Annotated in this window: 19 protein-coding genes; 16 read left to right on the top strand and 3 right to left on the bottom strand. The window is 46.2% G+C overall.

Annotated elements, in window-relative coordinates:
• The first annotated feature begins 52 nt into the window (after positions 1-52).
• Both MWG26_RS17820 and MWG26_RS17815 read left to right on the top strand, forming a co-directional pair.
• On the top strand, positions 53-1,612 hold the full coding sequence (locus tag MWG26_RS17820) for a sensor histidine kinase (RefSeq protein WP_025656378.1): 1,560 nt from the start codon (positions 53-55) through the stop codon (positions 1,610-1,612).
• Complete coding sequence (locus MWG26_RS17815; RefSeq protein ID WP_025656379.1) at positions 1,602-2,204, top strand: response regulator transcription factor; 603 nt, start codon at positions 1,602-1,604, stop codon at positions 2,202-2,204. Before MWG26_RS17820 ends, MWG26_RS17815 begins: the two co-directional genes overlap by 11 nt.
• 51 nt (positions 2,205-2,255) lie before the next feature.
• On the opposite strand, the gene MWG26_RS17810 is transcribed toward MWG26_RS17815, so the two are convergent.
• On the bottom strand, positions 2,256-3,605 hold the full coding sequence (locus MWG26_RS17810; RefSeq protein WP_025656380.1) for an MATE family efflux transporter: 1,350 nt from the start codon (positions 3,603-3,605) through the stop codon (positions 2,256-2,258).
• A gap of 190 nt (positions 3,606-3,795) precedes the next feature.
• Here MWG26_RS17810 and MWG26_RS17805 point away from each other — a divergent pair, with 190 nt between their 5' ends.
• The 4 genes from MWG26_RS17805 (at position 3,796) to MWG26_RS17790 (ending at position 7,693) form a co-directional block, all read left to right on the top strand.
• Positions 3,796-4,263, top strand: a complete 468-nt coding sequence (locus tag MWG26_RS17805) for a pyridoxamine 5'-phosphate oxidase family protein (RefSeq protein ID WP_049915714.1) — start codon at positions 3,796-3,798, stop codon at positions 4,261-4,263.
• A 189-nt stretch (positions 4,264-4,452) separates the two neighbouring features.
• A complete protein-coding gene (locus tag MWG26_RS17800; RefSeq protein ID WP_025656382.1) occupies positions 4,453-5,553 on the top strand; it encodes a 2-aminoethylphosphonate--pyruvate transaminase in 1,101 nt (366 codons plus the stop codon).
• Positions 5,546-6,355, top strand: a complete 810-nt coding sequence (gene phnX, locus MWG26_RS17795) for a phosphonoacetaldehyde hydrolase (RefSeq protein ID WP_117441081.1) — start codon at positions 5,546-5,548, stop codon at positions 6,353-6,355. Before MWG26_RS17800 ends, phnX begins: the two co-directional genes overlap by 8 nt.
• A gap of 621 nt (positions 6,356-6,976) precedes the next feature.
• Positions 6,977-7,693, top strand: a complete 717-nt coding sequence (locus tag MWG26_RS17790) for a cell wall hydrolase (RefSeq protein WP_025656383.1) — start codon at positions 6,977-6,979, stop codon at positions 7,691-7,693.
• A 238-nt stretch (positions 7,694-7,931) separates the two neighbouring features.
• Here MWG26_RS17790 and MWG26_RS17785 read toward each other — a convergent pair whose 3' ends face one another.
• Positions 7,932-10,127 carry a DNA topoisomerase III gene (locus tag MWG26_RS17785; protein WP_117441082.1) on the bottom strand — a complete coding sequence of 732 codons (2,196 nt, stop codon included), beginning with the start codon at positions 10,125-10,127 and terminating at the stop codon, positions 7,932-7,934.
• A gap of 31 nt (positions 10,128-10,158) precedes the next feature.
• A complete protein-coding gene (locus tag MWG26_RS17780; RefSeq protein ID WP_025656384.1) occupies positions 10,159-11,001 on the bottom strand; it encodes a YitT family protein in 843 nt (280 codons plus the stop codon).
• Positions 11,002-11,143: 142 nt separating this feature from the next.
• On the opposite strand from MWG26_RS17780, the gene eno reads away from it, so the two are divergent.
• The 10 genes from eno to MWG26_RS17730 all read left to right on the top strand — a co-directional run bounded on the left by eno (position 11,144) and on the right by MWG26_RS17730 (position 22,250).
• On the top strand, positions 11,144-12,415 hold the full coding sequence (gene eno, locus MWG26_RS17775) for a phosphopyruvate hydratase (RefSeq protein WP_025656385.1): 1,272 nt from the start codon (positions 11,144-11,146) through the stop codon (positions 12,413-12,415).
• Between the two features lie 306 nt (positions 12,416-12,721).
• A complete protein-coding gene (locus tag MWG26_RS17770) occupies positions 12,722-13,138 on the top strand; it encodes a secondary thiamine-phosphate synthase enzyme YjbQ (RefSeq protein WP_025656386.1) in 417 nt (138 codons plus the stop codon).
• Between the two features lie 377 nt (positions 13,139-13,515).
• The gene (gene glpA, locus MWG26_RS17765; RefSeq protein ID WP_025656387.1) at positions 13,516-15,168 is read left to right on the top strand and encodes an anaerobic glycerol-3-phosphate dehydrogenase subunit A; all 1,653 of its coding nucleotides are present in this window, start codon (positions 13,516-13,518) and stop codon (positions 15,166-15,168) included.
• Positions 15,161-16,468, top strand: coding sequence for an FAD-binding protein (locus MWG26_RS17760; RefSeq protein WP_025656388.1), 1,308 nt, complete (start codon positions 15,161-15,163; stop codon positions 16,466-16,468). The genes glpA and MWG26_RS17760 overlap by 8 nt, the downstream gene beginning before the upstream one ends.
• Positions 16,468-17,517, top strand: coding sequence for a (Fe-S)-binding protein (locus MWG26_RS17755; protein WP_025656389.1), 1,050 nt, complete (start codon positions 16,468-16,470; stop codon positions 17,515-17,517). The genes MWG26_RS17760 and MWG26_RS17755 overlap by 1 nt, the downstream gene beginning before the upstream one ends.
• A gap of 20 nt (positions 17,518-17,537) precedes the next feature.
• On the top strand, positions 17,538-18,854 hold the full coding sequence (locus tag MWG26_RS17750; RefSeq protein ID WP_025656390.1) for a RuBisCO large subunit C-terminal-like domain-containing protein: 1,317 nt from the start codon (positions 17,538-17,540) through the stop codon (positions 18,852-18,854).
• Positions 18,855-18,921: 67 nt separating this feature from the next.
• Entirely contained in the window at positions 18,922-19,725 is an 804-nt protein-coding gene (locus MWG26_RS17745) for a Cof-type HAD-IIB family hydrolase (protein WP_025656391.1), read from the top strand.
• A 19-nt stretch (positions 19,726-19,744) separates the two neighbouring features.
• Positions 19,745-21,457, top strand: a complete 1,713-nt coding sequence (ptsP, locus tag MWG26_RS17740; RefSeq protein WP_117441083.1) for a phosphoenolpyruvate--protein phosphotransferase — start codon at positions 19,745-19,747, stop codon at positions 21,455-21,457.
• Positions 21,458-21,480: 23 nt separating this feature from the next.
• Complete coding sequence (locus MWG26_RS17735; protein WP_025656392.1) at positions 21,481-21,759, top strand: HPr family phosphocarrier protein; 279 nt, start codon at positions 21,481-21,483, stop codon at positions 21,757-21,759.
• A gap of 14 nt (positions 21,760-21,773) precedes the next feature.
• Positions 21,774-22,250, top strand: coding sequence for a PTS sugar transporter subunit IIA (locus MWG26_RS17730; RefSeq protein WP_025656393.1), 477 nt, complete (start codon positions 21,774-21,776; stop codon positions 22,248-22,250).
• Positions 22,251-22,257: the final 7 nt, after the last annotated feature.

The raw sequence follows: 22,257 nt of genomic DNA, 5'->3' as shown, positions 1-22,257 counted from the left end.
CGTAGAAATGGCGGGGACCATGTTATAATGAGAAAAACAAAGGAGGGCAAAGATGAAGAATACGGTATTGCAGCGGATATTTTTGGTAAACTATATTCTGCTTATCCTCTATATGAGCTGGCATTTGAACGAGAGACAGACAGAGCTGGAGAGCAGAATCCCATTACTGCTCTCCTCGCTGCTGCTGATAGATATGACTTATATCAGTGCCTGTAATATCAAAGAAAATAAAGTTCTCTCCCTCTTCTGCGGCCTGCTTGCCATGGACGGCTGGTATGTACTTCTTTCCTTTGAAGAAAATATGGTGGAGAGCTTTGTTTACAACGCCTTAAGCCCGATTATATGTCTCGTTTCCGTTAAATTTTTCCTGATGTTTCTGTTCCAGGGAAGCGGTTACCGATTCCGAAAGCCGGTCGATGTGATACTGCTGGGAACCTGTATCGGTTCGATCGCCGGTATCTGCATGCCGGACAGGATCTATGCAGGTTTGTATGGGCTGCAGTTTTTGGCGAGCGGGCTCTGCTGTTTGTTTATCATCATCGTTCATTGGAAACGGGCTGTGTTTGTGTTAAAAAGCGAATGGAAATGTATCCTGTTTTCTGCTGCAGTTATTGGGATATCGTTTTTCATTTATTTCATTACAACGGTAGATATTAAAAACCATATTTCAAATTTTGGAATATATCTCCCTATGCTTCTATTCTTTATCAGTGTCCACGGGATTATACGAAAGGAGCATAGCAGTTACCCGATTTCAACCGTATTTAGCGGTATACAGGTTCTGGGAATCTTAGGTATGTCCCTGTCTTTGTTTGTTCTGATCACTCTGTCTGCAGGCTGGGGGTATGAAGAACTGATGATTGCAGTGAATGTTTTGTTTGTTATCCTATATATGTGTAATATCATTTTGGGAAGGAATTTAAAACAAGGTGAAAGTAAGATGGCCAAGGAGAGCAAATACAATGCTGCCCTCCGTCAGCTTAGGCAAGAGGAACTGCTGAAAACAGAGTTCGCGAATTTTCTTCATAATGATGTGCTGCAGGATCTGCTTTCCATAAAAAATATGACGACAAAGGCACACCGGCCCGAAGTACGGGAGCTTATCATCGAAACGCTGGATAAGCTGAATATCCATATACGGGAGCAGATGCAGGATTATCATCCCGTTTTACTGAAAAACCTGACCGCTAAAGAGAACTATCAAAATCTGATAGAGGATGTTTCTCAGACTTTTCCGCAGCGGAATATTGCGGTATCCTTTGCGTGTGACGATACTTTATTTCTGGTGGAGCCTTATCAATTACTGGTCTATCGTCTGCTGAAAGAACTGCTGGCCAATGTTTACAAGCACTCGGACGGGAATCAGGCCTGGATAACGCTTATACAGGAAAATAGTATGATCGAACTTCATATCAGTGATAATGGAAGCGCCCATGCAGACTCATTAATTTCTGCAGACAAAGGGAAGCATAAAGGGATCGCTTCTGCCGCAGAGCAGGTAAATTATATGGAAGGCACGATGCAGATTTCAGACAACGCCCCGCAGGGGATCTGCATACACATTAGGATTCCGATGAAAGGAGAGGGTTCTTATCAATATTTTGTTAGTTGATGATCATTTATTATTTGTAAAAAGCCTTTCCGTGGCCTTGGATGAGTATAAGGAGATCAAACATTTTTATTCGACCCAGGATATTGACGGGCTGGATAAGATCGTCCGGGAGCGGAATATTGACATCGTCCTGATGGATATCAACCTCGGCACCCTTAGCGATACGGATGGTCTGGAGACCGCGGCACACCTGAGAAAATCAAATCCAGGGGTAAAAATAGTGATACTAACGGGGTACGACCTGCCTGTGTACAGGCATGAGGCGAAAAAGAATGGAATCAACGGATTTCTGAATAAAAATATCAGTCCCGATGATTTGGTCGCGTCCTTAATCCGCGTTTTTGGGGGTGCAGCCTGTTTTCCTGAGGAAAGAGGCGGCCTGATCATCGAGGATTTAACGGGGATGGAGCGGAAGATACTGCAGATCATGAGCAGCGGAAAAAAACGAAAATGTGCCGCAGATGAGCTGTTTATCAGTGAAAGAACGCTTTCGAACCATTTGCAGCATATTTTTGAAAAGCTGGAGGTTTCCTCTGTTGTGGAAGCAGTCACTAAGGCAATTCAGCTTGGCTATATACCGCCAATCTGCTGAATCGTAATAATTCTGACAGGCCTGAACTTTTATTCTGAACCCCCTTTGTGTTTATATTTTCATCTTCTTTATTCTATAGAAGTAATAGCAGATAAATAATATAGAAGTCATAATCCACGTAATCGGATAACTGAATATAATTGCCGATATGGTGGGCTGGATTTTGAGGGCGCCGACGATCCAGAGAACCCTTAGAAGGCAGACTCCGCACAGGGTGATGATCATAGGAATGATTACATCCCCGATGCCGCGCAGAGAACCGGAGAGGATCTCAATGAATACGAAGGTAATATACCACGGAGTCACCTGCAAAAGCATTTCTGTACCGATCCGTATAACTTCGGTATCCGTGGTGAACAGCCGGAACAAGGGAACCCGTGCCGCAATCAGAAAGACGACGAGGGCCGCGGAGACCAAAAAATCTATGCCCAGGCTGACGCAGGTGATTTTCCGGATCCGGCCATTCTTACGAGCTCCGTAATTCTGCCCCACAAATGTGGTGATGGAGATACCGAATGCGCTGCTAACCATCCAGAAAACAGCATCTAATTTTCCAAATACAGACCAGGCCGCAGCAGTATCGGTGCCGAAACCGTTCAAAGCAGCCTGAATGATGACGTTGGTAATGCTGTACATAACGGCCTCAACACCGGCGGGGATTCCGATGCGGAGCTGTGATTTCATTACAGAGCCGTGGAAACGGATCCGGCGGAGGAAAAGCCGGAGGATGCCTTCCGCTTTCATCAGTTTATGCGTGACAAGAGCGGCGCTGAAAGCCTGGGAAAGGAAGGTGGCCAGCGCCACACCCAGTACACCCATGCGGAAGATGACTACAAAGGCTGCATCCAGTACGATATTCAGAAAACAGCAGATAATCAGGTAATACAAAGGGTGTCTGGAGTCCCCAACCGCGCGCAGGATGCTGGAGCCCATATTAAAAATAAAGACGAAGAGAATGCCCGCAAAGTAGATGCGCAGATACAGAATAGAATCAGCCATGATTTCGGCAGGGGTGTGCATCCAGGACAGCATGGACGGAGCAAGTACAATGCCGAGAATACTGATTATAATACTTCCCATGATTGAGAAAGCATAGGCCGTATGCAGGCTCTGCCTCACAGAACGTTCATCCTGTGCTCCGAAAAACTGTGCGATTACAACAGAAGCACCGGAGGAAAGTCCAGTGAAAAAGCCCACGATCAGGGCAATAATCTGTGCGGAAGACCCGCCCACGCTGGCCAGAGCCTCTTTCCCCACAAAATGCCCCACGATTACGGTGTCAATGGTGTTGTACAGCTGCTGGAAAAATGTACCGAATACAATCGGAAAAAAGAAAAGAAGAAGCTGTCTCCAGATGACACCCTCCGTGATTTGATTCGTAGTTTGACTGCCCCGCTTCATAAAAACCTCACTCATTTTTCTTATGTATATGTCATGTTTCCCAACTTAACAACGATACTATATCATGAAATACATCTGCTGTCGATAGGGCCTTGGAGCTCTTTACGCATGAATATTGAGTGCAGACTACTATAGTTTATGGTATGATAAAATATATTTGATGAAAGAGAGGGTAAACATAATGCCGCGAATGAGAAGAAGAGACCGTGAAATTGAGAGCCGGGAAGAGATACTCCATGTATTGGATACATGTAAGGTCGTACATCTGGCCATGTATGATGAAGATGGGATTTATATGCTGCCCATGAATTTTGGATATACATACGAAGACAATAACCTGGTAATTTATATCCATGCAGCACTAGAGGGCAAAAAGCTGGATCTGCTAAGAAAAAATCCTAATGTGGGATTTGAACTGGACTGTGACCATGAACTGATAGAAGGAAGAGTCCCATGCCAGTATGGATTCCGATACGCCAGCCTGGTGGGAAAAGGTGTGGCCGAGTTTGTGGAAGAGCCGCAGGAGAAGATGGAGGCATTGAGTATACTAATGAAATGCCAGACGGGAAAAGACTTTGAATTTACCGAGCGGCTTGTCACAATTGTGTCAGTTATTAAAATAACGGCAAAAGAACTGACTGGAAAACGGAGAGAATAGAAACGGTAGGCAAAGGGGTCTGACCCCTTTGCCTACCGTTTTCAGAATTGTTTTACAATTACGATTTTACAAATTTCTTACAAAATCTTGAATTCTATTTGATTGTTTATTAAAAAACAGACTGCTATAATTTCCGTAGTCTGGATTTTTACTGATAGAAGATACAAAGATTGAGAGGAGATTTATAAAATGAAGAATTACAAATTGCTGACTCCGGGTCCGCTGACGACCACAGACAGTGTAAAGAAAGAAATGCTGTTCGATCACTGCACCTGGGATGATGATTATAAATCAATTACACAGGATATTCGGAAAAAGCTTCTGGAGCTGGCACATGTTTCTGAGGAGGAGTATACGGTTGTCCTGATGCAGGGGAGCGGAACTTTTGGCGTGGAAGCGGTTTTGACCAGTGTGATAGCAAATGATGATAAGCTGTTAATTATTGCCAATGGCGCTTACGGCGAACGAATGGCGGATATCGCAGCGCATGCTGGTATTTGTCACGTTGTGTACAATGAAGTTTACTATAAAGTACCGGATGCGCAGAAGATTGCAGATATTCTCGACAACGATCCATCCATTACCCACGTATCCATGGTTCACAGTGAGACAACTTCCGGCATCCTCAATGATATTGAAGCAGTCGCTAAGGCTGTGAAAGCAAGGAACCGTACGATGATAGTGGATGCAATGAGCAGTTTTGGGGGAGTGGATATTCCTGTAGGCGAGTGGGGAATCGACTTTATAATCAGCAGTGCGAACAAATGCATTCAGGGAGTGCCGGGATTCTCATTTATCATTGCAGACAGAGAAAAACTGATCGCAAGCAAAGGGAAAGCGAGAAGCCTTTCACTGGATTTATACGACCAGTGGGAGACAATGAACAAAGACGGAAAGTGGCGCTTTACCTCCCCAACACATGTGGTTCTGGCATTTTCACAAGCACTGAAGGAAATGGAGGAAGAAGGAGGGATCCCGGCAAGAAGCAGGCGTTATACCGAGAATAACAGGCTTCTGATTGAAAAGATGGCGGAGCTTGGAATCCATCCGTATATAGAAGCGGAACATCAGGGGCCAATCATCACAACTTTCTGCTATCCGGAGAACCACACGTTTTCTTTTACAGAAATGTATACATACATCAAAGACCGCGGATATGCAATTTATCCCGGAAAGGTAACAGAGGCGGATACATTCCGTATCGGTAATATCGGAGAGATATACAGAGACGACATTTTGAAACTGATGGAGATTATAACGGAATTTCTGAGGGAGAGCAGCCATGAATAAAAATATAGAGGCAGTTATATTTGACTGGGCGGGAACAACGGTAGATTACGGCTGTTTTGCACCGGTAAAAGCATTTGCCGAGGTATTCAGACAGGCAGGAATTGAGCCCACAATGGACGAGGTAAGAGAGCCAATGGGAATGCTGAAAAGAGATCATATTAAAACAATGCTGGAAATGCCAAGAATCCGTGGATTATGGGAAAAGAAGTACGAAAAATCCCCATCAGAGGCGGATATCGATCAATTATATGCGTCCTTTGAAGATAAATTACTGGGAATACTGGATGAATTTGCCGATCCCAAGCCACACGTACTGGAAACTACAGCCAGGCTGCGTGAACTGGGAATCAAAATAGGCTCCACTACAGGCTATACAGACGAAATGATGCAGATCGTCGTGCAAAAAGCCAGAGAGGCAGGATATGAACCGGATGCATGGTTCAGCCCCAATTCCGTCGGAAATGCAGGGCGCCCCTACCCGTATATGATCTTCAAAAACATGGAAGTTCTCAGAGTAAAATCCATAGATCATGTCATCAAGGTAGGAGACACCATATCTGACATCAAAGAAGGAAAAAATGCAGGCGTCTATACCATAGGAGTAGTAGAAGGCAGCTCAGAAATGGGCCTGACAGAATCTGAATACAACGCACTGCCGGAGGCAGAAAAAAAAGATAGAGCAGAGGCAGTAACCAGCAGATTCATGGATGCAGGCGCAGACGCAGTAATCCTGAATATGAACGAGCTGCTGGAAATTGAAATGTTTAGGGAGATGGCTAAGGGTCGCTGTGCGGAATCGTGACAGGACTCTTTTGGATGCGGAATTGTGGTGTAACAGCCGCTAATCAAAATAAAAGCCAACATGATGAATACCGCCGACAAACACGGGAATGCAGGATGCATTCCCGTATAAGTCGGCTTGAAAGCAGGGCTGGAGGCCCTGCTTTCAATTCATATGTTGGCTTTCATTTTGATGAAGCGGCTGTTACACCACAAAAGACGCATCCAAAAGAGTCCTGTCACGATTCCGCACAGCTGGGCTTTACCCAGTCGTAAGAAACATTCCATATTCCGGAGGAGGCGCTGGCGGGGGCGGCGTATTTATAATGGCTATGCGGATAAGCGTGGTTAAAAGAAAAATATGCGACTCCGCAACGGGCTGCTTTCAGCCCCCCTCCCCTGCTTCCCGGCGGCATCCCTCACCGTATTTCAGACAGGCGTCCCTCCACCAGAAAATCCTCCTCCCAATTTTACCTGATTGTGGAAGAAATAAAAAAGTTGACAGATTTCATTTTTTGTATTAGAATGACTTTTGTAACAAATTTGTAATATCTGTAATAAGTTTGAAATTAAAAGCATATATTTTATTACAAGCTTATTAAGAATACTTAAAGATATTGCAACAAATCAGGAGGTCAAGTATATGTTACAGGGTAAAAAATTTATAACAGTATTGTCAGCAGTGACGGTGTGTATGACATTCACAGCTGGCTTTACTACACAGGCGGCTTCACAGATGCCTGTGGCAGTTACAATTGATACAGCAGATAAACAGGAAGGAGATACATTACTGTTAGAGACCGTAAAAAGCATTCCGGTAGAGCAAACAGCAGAGATAAAGAAAGCAGCAAAGGAAGCAAAAGCTGCTTATGAGGAGGAACAGAAAAAGATAGCGGAAGAGAAAAAGCGGAAAGAGGAAGAAGAAAGGCTCGCCGCTGAAGAGGCTCAGCGTGCGGCTGAAGAAGAGGCCCGTGCGGCTGAGGAAGCCGAGGCGGCAGCAGCGTCAGCGGCTGTGGCACAGCCCGTGGCAGCGGGAGACCAGGAACTGCTGGCAGCAATTATTTTCTGTGAGGCGGGAAATCAGCCTTATGAAGGACAGGTTGCCGTGGGAGCCGTTATTATGAACCGGGTACGCAGCGGGGTATATCCGAACAGCGTTTCAGAGGTTATTTACCAGTCGGGACAGTTTGGGCCGGCTATGACGGGCTGGCTGGACAGCGTGCTGGCGAGCGGGGGGTACACCGATACTGCTATGCAGGCGGCAGCAGACGCAATTGCCGGATCTAATCCAATCGGGGACTGCCTTTACTTTGGGAATGGAGATTATGGAATCCAGATCGGGGATCATTTCTTCCATTAGGAAAGAAAAGTTTATGTAATAATTTAAATACATTTTAAAATGCTGCAGGATAGATAGTAGTACATCGAATAATAAATAACAGTAAGTTACTTATTTTCGAGGACTACTATCTATCTCGCAGCATTCTTTAATTATAATCATACTTCATAATTTATAATGTCAATAAACAATTTGGCGTAAGTCAAAAATCCATACACCGGTATAGTGCAGCCGGATCAGTTGCCTATAAAAATGGGCACTATAAATGAATATCCAGCTTTGAAAATGCATCCGCGAAAGCGTTATTCACCGGTTCCTTCACTTCCCTGGCCTGCTTTTTCAAATAGTTATTCACGTCTTTCTTACTTGCCCCCTTGCCTTCTTTTGCCCGTCTGGCTTCGAACGCACTTAGTTTTTCCTTATGCCCGCAGGAGCAGACAAACCGCTGTCCATCCCCCTTGCCAACCAGCTCCATTTTCTTGTGGCAGACCGGGCAGCGGGCATTGGTGCGGCGGGAAATGGTCTCACGATGTCCGCATTCTCTGTCCTGGCAGACCAGCATCTTGCCGTGTTTGCCATTGACCTCCAGCATATATTTTCCACATTCCGGGCACTTAGTACGGGTCAGGTTATCATGCCGGAATTTTCCGTCCCCGGTTTTAATCTCCTGGATCAAAGCCTGTGTGTAATGCTCAATCTCATCCATAAAGTGCCGGTCTGTTTCCTTGCCCTTGGCGATTGCCTGAAGACGGAGTTCCCAGTCAGCGGTCAGTTCCGGGCTTTTTAAATCTCCGGGTACCAGCTCCAGGAGCTGCCTGCCCTTGGCTGTGATATGGATCTCATTGCCACGTTTTTCCATCAGAAAACTGTTGAACAGTTTGTCGATGATATCCGCGCGTGTTGCAACGGTTCCGAGACCTCCGGTCTCGCCCAGTGTTTTGATCAGCGTCTTATCCTTATGCTGCATATATTTGACCGGATTCTCCATAGCGGCGATCAGTGTGCCTTCTGTGAAATATGCGGGAGGTTTTGTTTTTCCTTCTGTTATGTTCAGGCTGCTTACTTGCAGTTTCTGTCCCTTGTGTACTTTCGGCAGAGTTTGTTTGATGTAAATTTCTTCCGCTTCTTCCTCATCTGTATCTTCGAAGCCAGCCTCATATACTTCCTTCCAGCCGGCCTGTCTGATCACATTTCCTTTGGCCGTAAACACCTCCTGGGAAATCCTGCCTTTTAGTGAGGTTTCTTCATATTCGCATGCCGGGGATAAAACGGCCAGGAAACGCCGCACAACCATATCGTATATTTTTCGCTCCTCGTTTGTCATATGATCCAGCTGTACAAACTGTTCTGTAGGAATAATGGCGTGATGGTCTGTGACTTTAGCATTGTCCACAAAAGATTTATTGGCCTTAATGGGCTGCATGGTCAGCCGACCTGCAATCTTACTGTAAGGGCCGACTGCACAGGCCTTGAGGCGTTCTTTTAGTGTTACCGTCATATCGGAAGTGAGATAGCGGGAGTCCGTCCTTGGGTAGGTCAGTACCTTGTGGTTTTCGTACAGGCGCTGCATGATGTTTAAGGTCTCCTTTGCCGAAAAACCAAAACGCTGGTTCGCTTCGCTCTGCAGTGTTGTCAGATCGTAGAGCGCAGGAGAGAAGGATTTTTTATCCTTTTTTATGACCTCTGTAATCTCAAGTGCACCGCCGCACTGCTTATAAAGCTTTTGAATCCGTTCCTGGTCAAATGTCCTTGAAGAGCCGGCCTGGCTGTCGCACCACAGAAACGTGATTCCTCCGGCAGATGCTTTCATCCCATAAAAAGGCTGTGGCTTAAAACTGCGGATTTCTTCTTCGCGTGCAGCGATCATGGCTAGCGTAGGCGTCTGTACGCGTCCACAGGAGAGCTGTGCGTTATATTTACAGGTCAGCGCCCGCGTAGCATTGATGCCCACCACCCAGTCGGACTGCGCCCTGGCAATAGCGGCTCTGTAAAGGTTGTAATAAGCTTTCCCTGGTTTCAGGTTCGCAAAACCTTCCCGGATAGCTTTATCTGTTACAGATGAAATCCAGAGACGCTGCAGTGGCTTTTTGCTTCCCGCTTTGTCCAGAATCCAGCGGGCAACCAGCTCGCCTTCGCGTCCGGCATCGGTTGCAATGATGATATCGGATACGTCCTTGCGGTAAATCAGCTCTTTGACCGCATGAAATTGTTTTCCGGTCTGTTTGATGACCACCAGTTTCCATTCTTTAGGGATCATGGGGAGTGTGTCCATGTTCCAGGTTTTATACTGCTCGCCATATTGTTCGGGATCTGCCAGGGTGACGAGATGTCCCAGCGCCCAGGTAACGATATATTCATTTCCTTCTATATAAGAGTTTGTCTTCTTTGTACAGCGCAGGACTCTGGCGATATCCCTGGCCACAGAAGGTTTTTCGGCAATCACAAGATGTTTCATTGAAGTCTCCTTTTATTGAACTTTTTGGGTACTATATATTATGAAATCCTTTTCCGATGATTTCACTTGTATTCGAAATCAGAATAAATGCTTCCGGCTGATTTCCCTTAATAAAGTTACGAAGCTTTACTGCCTGGGGACGGTTAAGGGCCGTAAACACGATATACTTGTCTCTGCCCGAAAAAGCGCCCTGTGCATGGCAGACGGTGGCACTGCGGTGCAGAGTATTTACAATGAAATCACAGATGGGTTCCGGTTCATCGCATACGACATTGAAATACTTGGAGAGGTTAAAACTTTCGATAAACGTATCGATCATGAATGAGCGGATTGCCAGGCCAAGGAAGGAATAAAGCCCTGTCTTTATATCGAACATAAAGCAGCCTGCGATGGTAATAAGGATATCGGTGATGAGCAGCGCGCGTCCAATATCAAAACTGGAATATTTTCTCAGTATCATGGCAATGATATCCGTACCGCCGCTGGATGACCCGATGTTAAACAATACAGCAGAACCCAGAGAAGGCAGTGCAATGGCAAAACAGAGCTCCAGCATGGGCTGGTCTGTCAGCGGGTGGGTGATCGGATAAACACGCTCCAGAACGGATAACGTTACAGAAAGCAGGATACTGCAGTAGGCAGTCTTAGCCGCGAACTTACGGCCTAACACAATAAATCCTATGACCAGCAGTATCATATTCATGACAAAGGTAAAATCACTGGCAGACATGAATCCGGTCTTGGCTACTAGAACCGCCAGGCCCGTGATACCTCCGAATGTAAAATTATTAGTAAATTTGAAAAAGTAAGTACCGACAGCCATAATCAGTGTACTGCTTGTCAATAATAGAAAATGCTTCAGTTTACCCTTCATCTGTATGCTCCCCGTAATGTACATAATTTTGAAATTAACAGCCTCTCACTCTATCCGAATTGTAACGCCCGGAATATGAAAAGTCAACGCATTAAGACAAGATATTTGGAAATACTATGTTCCCATAAGGAGGAAGGATTATATGTATCAGTATTTACCAATTCGAGACGTATACGCAAGAGAAATTATAGATTCCCGAGGCAATCCGACGATTGAAGTAGAGGTGCTCGTAGGGGAGGATACAGTAGGACGCGCAGCGGTACCCTCTGGAGCATCTACAGGAAAATATGAGGCAGTGGAGCTGCGTGACGGAGAAGACCGCTACGGCGGAAAAGGTGTCCAGCGCGCTGCGGAACATGTGAATGACCAGCTTGCAAGAGCCGTGATCGGCATGAATGTATTTGATCAGGCAGCTCTTGATGAAGTGCTGATCAAGGCTGACGGCAGCAAAAATAAAAAGAACCTGGGAGCAAATGCCCTTCTGGGAGTGTCGCTTGCAGCGGCCAAGGCGGCGGCAAACGCTCTGAAAGTACCCTTGTTCCGATATTTGGGAGGAGTCAATGCCCACGAACTTCCGGTTCCGATGATGAATATCCTGAACGGCGGGGCGCATGCGGACAATACACTGGATATCCAGGAGTTTATGATCATGCCGGTTGGCGCGCCCAGCTTTAAAGAAGGGCTCCGCATGTGTGCAGAAATCTATCATACACTCAAAGCCTTATTGAAAGAAAATGGACTGAGCACGGCCGTGGGTGATGAGGGCGGTTTTGCCCCTGATCTGCCGGATGCAAAGGAAGCGCTCAGATTTCTGAAAGAGGCGGTGGAGAAGGCTGGATATGAGATGGGAAAGGACATTCAGATCGCACTGGATGTTGCAGCATCAGAATTGTATAATAAGGATTTCAGAAAATACGAATTCCCGGGAGAAAGCAGGATGCAGGGACAGAAGATCGTGCGCTCTGCCGAGGAACTGATTGAGTATTACGAAGACTTATCACTGGAATTTCCGATCCGATCTATTGAAGATCCGCTGGATGAAGAAGACTGGGACGGATGGGAACTTTTGACAACAAGACTGGGGAATGAGATTCAGCTGGTGGGAGATGACTTGTTTGTTACGAATGTTGAACGGCTGAAAAAAGGAATTGAGCAGAATGCGGCTAACGCCATACTTGTAAAAGTAAACCAGATCGGGACACTGACAGAGGCGATTGATGCCATTGAGATGGCCCAGAAGGCGGGCTATAATGCGATCATATCCCACAGATCAGGAGAAACGGAAGACACGACTATAGCAGATATTGCGGTGGCATTTAACACGGGACAGATTAAGACCGGGGCTCCATGCAGGTCAGAGCGTGTTGCTAAGTACAACCAGCTGCTCAGGATAGAGGAAGAGCTGGGAAGATAGTTAAAAAGATAAGAAAAACAGCTGTGGTTTTGACGGAAATGACAACCGCAGCTGTTTTTATCTGCAGGAAATAAAATTTAAAAATAATTTATGAAAACAGAGTTTGCAGTCTGTGGTGTACAGCTTTATACGTCTTCTTGACTTGGCGAATACTACGGTATTATAATAAAACAGACATATAAATAGTACCAGAGTGTGTTTGAACTTAGACTGCGCCTGTATACCAGTTCTGCGCATTGGCCTGAGTGAACAGGCTGTTTTGAGGGCGGTCAGACGAATGCTGGCAGCAGAAGAGGAAGGGTTATTTTGAAATCATACCGTACATATCTAAGCTTTGAATTTGAAGAAAAGGAAACGATAAAAAATATCACGAACCATGTCAGGATGGTTTTGGAAGAGAGCGGCATTAGAGAAGGTGTTATTACCGTATCTTCTCTGCATACCACCTCATCAATTTTTATAAATGATGATGAGGAGGGACTGATCAGAGATACTCTGGAGTTTTTAGAGCAGATTATTCCCGAACAGAAGGCCCCCTATTATTGGCATAATAAGAGTGATAAGGATGCGCCCGCCCATCTGAAAAGGAATATAATCGGAAGAAGCGAGCTCATATCAGTTACGGAAGGGGATATGGATCTGGGACACTGGGAACAGATCTTTTATGCTGATTTTAACGGCAAGCGCATGAAAAAAATCTGCATTAAAATTATGGGAGAATAAAGGAGAAGGATGTATGCCTGAAAAGGGGCTTGTCCGGGACTTGAAAAAGAAGCCCGGACAGGCTCTTTTTTATGATATAGGAAATTACTCCGGAATTTCCTATATCATAAAAACTCTATTATATTCAGTTAGAAAATGAAGTGGTAGGAATGGTGCAGAATGACAAAATTATTTTGTGCTATACAAAGTTGAAATTATGGTGGCGTGTACAAAGTGCCCTAAAACATGGAACGGAAATTGAAAAGGATGCACAAATAAAGGACAAAAAAACGAAAAAAGTGCAAAGAAACCGGATTTGATTGTGCAAATAAACGGTGATATTATAAGTCTAATTCAAACCGGGTTGAAAATAGAAAATAGGAAGTGAGATCGAATTTATGCGAGAAAATTTTGACGTAGTAGTAATTGGTGGCGGGACCACAGGAACAGCTGCGATTCGAGATTTGGTACTCCGCGGATATACAAATTCTGTTCTTTTGGAAAGAGACGATCTGGCTGCGGGTACATCCGGAGGATGCCATTCAGCGCTGCACGGCGGTTCCAGATATGTTGTAACAGATAAGCAGACTGCAGTGGAATGTCTGCAGGAGAACAAAGTATTCCGTGAGATAGTCCCACAGGTAGTCGACCCGACAGATGCAATGTGGGTGGCAAAGACAGAAGAGCAGCTTGAATTTGCAAAGAAGTGGATGGAGAATGCAGATGAGATTGGCCTGCCCTATGAAGTAATCACACCGGAGGAAGCCGTACAGGATGAACCTCTTCTGGCCGATGATATCCAGTTCGCCCTGCGTACAATTGACACGGGATTTGATCCCTTCCGTCTCTGTATTGCACAGGCATATGATGCAAAGGTAAAAGGCGCAGTCATCCGGACGCACAGCGAAGTAATAGATCTGATCATGGAGGCGGATACCGTAAAAGGGGTAAAGGTACTGGACAGAAAGAATGGAACGATCTATGAGATTTGCGCAAAGATTGTGGTAAATGCTGCAGGCCCCTGGGGCTCCAGAGTGACAGAAATGGCCGGCTTTAAGATACCTGTAAAGCCAAATAAAGGAACCATGGGGGTCTATAACATGCGGCCCACGAAAACGCTGATTGGTATTCTGAGAGTACCCTCAGACGGCGACGGCCTTGTCAGCATGGGATATCAGAATACTTCCCTGCTTGGTACATCTTCCGTAGATATAGAGGATCCCGATGCGGCGGTTCCGGGGCTGGACGAGATTGAACTGATGGAAAGCAGTGTAGAGCAGATCATTCCGGATATCAGAAATGCAAGAATGCTCCGTATGTGCACAGGGGTCAGACCCCTTTACTCAACCACATCAGAAACCGGGAGGGCGGTCAGCCGCAGAATGATTTTGATCGATCACGCAGAAGAACATGGTATTGAAGGAATTGTCACAATCACAGGCGGAAAATATGCAACGGCAAGGCTGATGGCGGAAGAGACAGTAGATCTTGTATGCAGAAAGCTGGGAAGCGATGCAGAATGTACGACACATAAGCGGCTGATCTATGGGGCCCAGACAAAAGAAGACGCAGAAAAAGATGCAAAATATATACATAAGAAATACAAAGTACCGTTGTACAGTGCACATAAGATGACCGCAAGATATGGCAGCAGGGCAAAGGAAATTGTAGATGCTGCGCCGGAGTACGCCGGAGTCATATGTGAATGCGCCCAGGTAATCGGATCAGAAGTCATTAATGCATTCCAGAATGAGGAAGTATTTAACATTAAGGATCTTAGAAGAAGAATCCGCAACGGCATGGGAACCTGCCAGGGAACGTTCTGTACATATAAAGTGGCTGCCCTGTACCAGAAAGCGGTTCAAGCGACGGCACAGGAGGCTCATGACCAGCTGGCAGAGTACATGCAGGAGCGCTGGAAGGGCATTTATTATACGCTCCAATATGGAGATCAACTGGCACAGGCAGAAATTATGCAGGCATTTTATGTAACCCAGGGCAGCTACGATCTTCTGGATACCAAACCAACGGAGGTGATTCCGCATGAATGATAAGATAAAAGATGTAATTGTAATCGGCAGCGGCATGGCTGGGGTAACTGCAGCAAAGGCGGCAGCGGATGAGCAGGCCGGCGTAGAAATTATCACAAAAGGCGCCGGGGCAACCATGATGGGCTCGGGCGTTCTGGATATCCTGGGAGCGGTGCCGGGAGAAGAGAAAAATATAGTTGTAGAAGAAATCAGTGAGGGCATGAACCTGCTGCTGGAGAAAAATCCAAAGCACCCCTATGCGGTTCTTAAAGACAGTCTGGAAAATGGAATTAAAGCATTGCGGGAAGTCTGCCGCGCAGGCGGAATGGAGTTTACAGGCGACGGGATCAGGAACGCCGCCATCCCGAATATTCTGGGAACCTATAAAAATACGGCATACATCCCTTCCTATAATAAATACGCAGACGTGACAATAGCCCAGGGGAAAATACTGGTTGCAGGGTTCAGGGGATATACGGAATTTTATCCCGAATATGCCTGCAAGTCCTACAATGCCTATCAGAAACAGTTTGCTCCCAAGGCAGATGCTGCTTATATTGCAGTCACTTTGGAACTCCCCTCTCTTACAAACAGGGAGAAGTTGACTAATGCAGAACTTGCCGCATTTTTTGATACCAGCGAAGGCATTGAGGAGCTTGCAGCAGTACTTCATGATATGAAGAACGTTATGGGCGGTATTCAGAGGATTCTGGTTCCACCGGTTCTGGGCTATCAAAATTATGCACAGAACATGGAACTCTTGTTTGAAACACTTGGGATCCCGGTGGGAGAGATCTCTGCAGGCGGACATTCGGTCAGTGCACAGAGACTTGCGGACGCATTTGAAAAAGGCCTGGAGAATCTGAATATTAAGGTAACCAATCAGGCAAAGGCAGTGGAAATCAAGAAAACAGAAGAAGGGGTATTTTGTGTCGTGTTCGAGCAGCAGGGAAAGACCAGGGAAGTATATGCAAGAAAGATTGTGCTTGCTGCCGGAGGGTTCATCGGAGGCGGTATCACCTCATATAGAGAAGATATGTTTATTCCGGTTATTCATGAGCCGCTGGGCAGGATTGCCGCTGATATGATAAATAAAAAAGTATTCCCCGGAGGCGGCCAGCCTTTCATCAAGACCGGCATCCGGGTGTACGATAATATGACCATAGCACAGGGCAGCTTTTCCGGCCAGATATTTGCCTGTGGGGATTTAATGGAAGGCTATGACTGGGTCTATGAGAGAAGCGGTGCAGGAGTCGCGGCAGCTTCCGGATACCTTGCAGGAAAGAACGCGGCAAATATGGCGAAAGGAAGTGAGCACTGATGAAAGACTTTAATGATATTTATTATAACAGCGTGGAATGTGTGCGATGCAACCTGTGTCTGGACCGATGTCCGGCTGTCAGGGCGGTCGGAACGGATAAAGCCCCCATGTATTCCGCTGTATACTCGGCGCTGGGATCCCGTTTTGATCTGGAAATGGTGACGGAGGAAGCATTTCAGTGCATTGACTGCTATGAATGTGAATCAGCATGTCCCGTAAATGTTCCGATCGCAGATACAATGGCATATATCCGCCGCTTATGCAGAGAGAAGAATACCGTGCCGGAAGCTGTAACCGATATTGTGCACAGGGCAGAGGCCGGGGAGAATATACTTGGCAAACCGCAGGAGATCCGGGAAGGCAAAGCAGATGTTGCCGTATTCCTTGGATACGCAGGAGAATTGGATGTGGAGATGCAGAATGCCTTTGATAAGATCTGCAAGGCGGCAGGAATTTCCTATACTTTTCTGACCGACACTGCAGACAGTGGATATTTTCTGGACAGAAGCGGACAGACAGAGGAACTGCAAAAGGCTGTGGATACCAATGTAAAAGCATTTGAGAGAGTACAGGCAAAAGTGATCGTTACACCGTGCAGTTATTCGTTCGAGGCTTTTCAGAATTATTATCCGGAGAAGTATACATATCTGCATACAAGCGAATTTCTGGAGGATCTTTTGGAGAAGAAAAAATTAGAAGCCACAGGGGTTACAGAGCAGGCAGCCTATCACGCAGCACATATGCTTACCAGAAAAAACGGGATAAAAGCTACCGAAGAATTGATTTTCAAACTGAGCGGTCAAAAAGCAGTACAGCCGCAGAGAACTGGATACCGGACGTCTTCCAGTGGCCTCGGCGGCGGTCTGGGTCTTTTTTATCCGGAACTGGCGGCAGCAGTCAGCAAGAAGCGGGCAAAGGAGCTTGCGGATCTGGGATGCAGGACAGTAGTGACGGGATGCGTGTTTGAAAAACATGCGTTAAAAGAGGCTGTTCAAGAAAAAGACATGGAGATCATTGATATTACAGAATATGTAGCACGGGCGTTATAGAGTGAAAGGAGAAATTTATCATGAATGCAAAATATGATCCGAATATTTTTAAATTACCAGAGTCAGTAGACAAGGACACCCATATTATCTGCACCTACTTTTGTGAAGGTTATACATCAGATCTGCTGAACAAAGTGGGATCTATAGCAATTGAGCAGACTACCGGCACATGGGCGCCGGTACCCCTTGAGACGCCGGAAGTCAGGAGAAGACACGGCGGCAAAGTAATCGCAGTGCACGAGATTCCGTGCTATGAGTTCAATATGCCGGAGATGGAAGGCAAAGAGCGTATGGCAGTATTCCAGATTGCATTCCCGTTTGAGAATATGGGCCCGAACCTTCCACAGGTACTGACCTCTGTAATAGGAAATATTTCTATGGCAGGAAAACTCAAACTGATTGATATTGACTTCCCGAAAGTATTTACGGATTCTTTTAAAGGGCCGAGATATGGCGTGGAGGGCCTCAGAGAGTTGACAGGTGTTGAAAAAAGGCCTTTTATTGTCAGCATGATTAAGCCGTGTACAGGGGCAACGCCGGAGAACGCAGGCAAACTGATACGGGAACTGGCAATGGCGGGAATCGACTGGATCAAAGACGATGAACTCTTCAGCGATACAGAATATTGTACAGTAAAAGCAAGAGCTAAGATTGCTGCGGAAATTTTGAAGGATGTCTATGAGAGAACAGGAAAACGCGTGATCTATTCACCTAATATCACAGACAGACCGGATAAGATGCTTGATAAAGCGAAAATGTGCAAAGAGATGGGCATTCCCGGAATCATGATCAACGCACTCACTGTAGGCTGGCCTGCCATGCAGATGGTAGCAGAGAACGATGAAGTCGGGCTTCCGATCCTGGCGCATCCGGCTTTTGCAGGGGCGATGTACGAATCACACTACTCAGGTGTATCAAGCCATTTGATTCTGGGCAAATTCATGAGAATGAGCGGAGCCGATATCGTGATTTATCCTTGTGCATACGGCAAAGTAGACATTCAGCGTGAGCGGTATATCAGGATTGCACAGGCTCTGCTGACAGATTTCAGGGGAATGAAACGCACGTTCCCGGGACCGGCTGCAGGTGTATATCAGGGACTGATCCCGGATGTTGCATCCGATCTTGGAATGGACTTCTCCATTTCAGCAGGTGCGGCAATGCACGCGCATCCAATGGGAGCAGCCGCAGGAGTTGAGAGCTTAATCAAAGCTGCAGATGCAACGGCAGAAGGAATTTCACTTCGTGAAGCTGCGAAAGACTGTGAATCCTTAAAGGTTGCCCTTGATCTTTGGGGTGAAGGCATGAACCAGCAGTTATTTGATTTAAAGAAATAGAAAAGTCCACAGGATGTTTTCTGCCCTGAGAACTAACTTAGAAGCAGCGGGCAGCGCAGGAGGTAACGTGAAATATAAATTATTAGCAGTTGACGTGGACGGAACACTGCTGGATGATAAGCACAGGTTGTCGGAAAATAACCGAAGGGCTATCGGAGATATCAGGAAAGAGGGGGTGAAAGTCATTCCTTTTTCCGGAAGGGGATATCCGGCGCTTAAAGGGATTATTGAAACACTTAAGCTGGAAGATGCAGTCGTGACGCAGAACGGGAGCCTGGTACTGGACTATACCGGGAATAAAATCCTGCATGCGGAGTTGATTTCATCCGAAAACTGCAGGAAAATACTGGATTACTGCAGGGCGCATCTCTACCAGCCGCTTATTTACCAGAAAGACCAGGTCTATTCCGGGCTTAAGGGAACATATCTGGAGATATTTGAAACATGTATGGGACAGAGGGTTGTCTATACAGAGGATATCGGGATGTGCTATAATAACACACCCCTGGGAAAGATTTTAATATTGGATGAACCCTGCAGAGTTACGCAGTTCAGAGAATGGGTGTCCACAGCCTTTGGCGGCGTGGTGAGTGCGGATCGTGCGTATGATTTTTCTCTTGAGCTCGGCGGCAGCGATAAAGGCCGTGCGCTGGCATGGATCGGTTCTTATTATCATATAGAGCCCGGAGAGATGGTGGCTATAGGTGACGGTGAAAACGATAAAAGCATGCTGGAGTATGCCGGCCTTTCGATTGCCATGCAGGGTGCCATGGAAGGTGTAAAACAGGCAGCCGGAAAAGTGACATTAACGAATAATGAAAGCGGCGTCGCATACGCCATAGAGAAGTACGTGCGATGCAAAACCAGGTAAGCGAAAAAGAGGGTATAGAATGATTTATGAAGGAACGGCGGTTTCGGATGGGGCAGCCATAGGTCGTGTGTTTCAATATGAGCCTTATCAGCCGGAAATCCGCCATGAGACGATTGCAAAAGCCCAAGCAGACAGCTGTATGGAAAAGTATAAAGGCGTACTCATCCAGGCGGAAGAAGAATTAAAACAGCTGATCGAAGGTTCTGAGCTGGACGAGGAAGAAAGGAAAATTTTCCAGGCACATATTGATATTGTACAGGATGAAGAGATGAGCCGCGAAATCGAGGACGAAATCCGGGACAATCTGCTGTCTCCCCAATGGGCAATCCAGGAAGTTTATGAAAGATATATTAAGATTATATCCAAGGCAAAGGATGCTCTGATCCGAGAAAGAGCAGCGGACCTAAAAGATGTCTGTCAGCGGTTGATCCGCCTGTGGGACGGCGGACATGAAAACCCGCTTTCCTCGTTGTCCGGAGAGGTAATTGTGGTTGCACGGGATCTGCTTCCTTCGGATACGGCAGCAATGAAGACAGAATATGTGAAGGCCATTGTTACGGAAGTGGGGGGCTATACTTCACATATGGCGATCCTGGCCAGAAACTATGGAATACCAGCGGTTCTGGGTGTGGCAGATATTATGAAAAATACAGAAAACGGCCAGAAGATAGCTGTAGATGCGAAGGATGGGAAGGTAATCACTCATCTGACGGTTGATCAGGAAAAGCAGTATCAGGTTATGCGCGAGGTATATCTGAAAAAGATAAGCGATATGCGCCAGTACCTGCCCTTTGTTCCTGAGACGCTGGATAAAACAAGAATCGAGGTCTGTCTGAATATTGGTTCTGCCGACAAGAGTGAACTGGAGCTGGAATCATACACAGATGGGGTTGGACTGTTTCGGACAGAGTTTTTGTATATGAGCAAAAAGGCGCTTCCAGAAGAGGAGGAACAGTTCAGAGTTTACAGAAAGATCGTGACCATGTACGGAGAACGGCCGGTAATTATCCGCACGCTGGATATCGGAGGCGATAAGAAGCTGGATTATCTGGAGCTTCCGCGGGAAGACAATCCATTTCTGGGGCTGCGTGCACTGCGGCTTTGTTTCGAGATGAAACCTATATTTAAAACGCAGCTCAGAGCACTTCTGCGGGCTGCTGTGTACGGAAACCTATGGATCATGTTCCCTATGGTTGGGAGCATTGGGGATATCCGGTTTGCCAAGCAGATTGTGGAAGAAGTAAAGGAAGAACTGCAGGAGGAAAATATCTCCTGTCGCACAGATGTAAAAGTAGGTATTATGATAGAGATACCGTCAATCGCGCTTATGGCCGATATTGCAGCGTCTGAGGTCGATTTTGCAAGTATAGGGACAAATGATCTCTGCCAGTATCTCATGGCAGTTGACCGTCTCAATCCAAGTGTTGCGAAATATTATCAGAGTTTTCATCCCGCTATGTTCCGGCTGATCAGGCAGATTGTGGAAGAGTTCGGGAAACAGAAGAAGCCGGTCAGTGTATGCGGCGAGATGGGAGGAAATCCCCAGGCGGTAGCGCTGCTGGCGGGACTTGGAGTGCGCAAGTTCAGTATGAATGCTTCCTCCCTGGCCTCCGTGAAGAAAATGATCTCTCAGATTGATATCTGCAAAGCCGAGAGAATGGCCAGAACAGTGCTGGAACTTTCTACAGCAGTCCAGGTGGAAGAATACATAAAAAGTGAACTGCCGGATTAAAGGCAGGTAAAGGAGGAGAACTTATGTATGCAAAACAGGTAGTGATTGAGAATGAGACTGGCCTGCATGCCCGTCCGGCTTCAGATTTCATATCACTTGCAAACAAATTTCGGAGTAAAATCTTTATACAAAATATGGATGAGGAAGACAGCTGCAAGGCGAATGCAAAGTCAATTGTCATGCTGATTGCACAGGGCCTTGGAAAGGGTGTAACAGCGGAAATAAGCGCCGAGGGCGAAGATGAGAAGGAAGCAGTGGAAGCACTGGCGGCACTGATTAAAACCAAGTTTGGCGAAGACTGAGAAGGAGAGATTGGATGGAAGCAATAGGCCTTTATACAAACAAGGAAATGATACTGACAGGGATAAAAGCCAGAAATGCCGAGGACATAATGAGAAGACTGTGCGATAGGGCTATGCAGATGAAATGTATTGAGCCTGTATTTATTACAGCCCTGCTGGAAAGGGAAAAAGAGTATCCGACCGGGCTTCCCACAGGCGTTCCCATCGCTATCCCTCACATTCACGACGGCTGCCTGAGATCCTTTTTCTCGATGGCCGTTCTGGACACATCGGTTGTATTTGGATGTATGGGGGATCCGGATGAAACGGTGGAAACCAGACTTGTATTCCTGTTCGGCATTACTGACCCAAGCTATCAGACAGCAGTTTTGAGGAAGTTCAGCAATATTTTTCAGGACGACGGCATTATGAACGAACTGCTTGAAATTGACAAACCGGAAGCAATGATACAGAAAATGAAGGAATTGTTAGAGGAATATCTGATAATTTAAATAATGG

The organism is Faecalicatena contorta (assembly GCF_022835095.1).
In the GTDB taxonomy this organism is placed as follows: domain Bacteria; phylum Bacillota; class Clostridia; order Lachnospirales; family Lachnospiraceae; genus Faecalicatena; species Faecalicatena contorta.
Note: the sequence above shows the minus strand (reverse complement) of the source record. Positions and strands in the feature narration are given on the sequence as shown.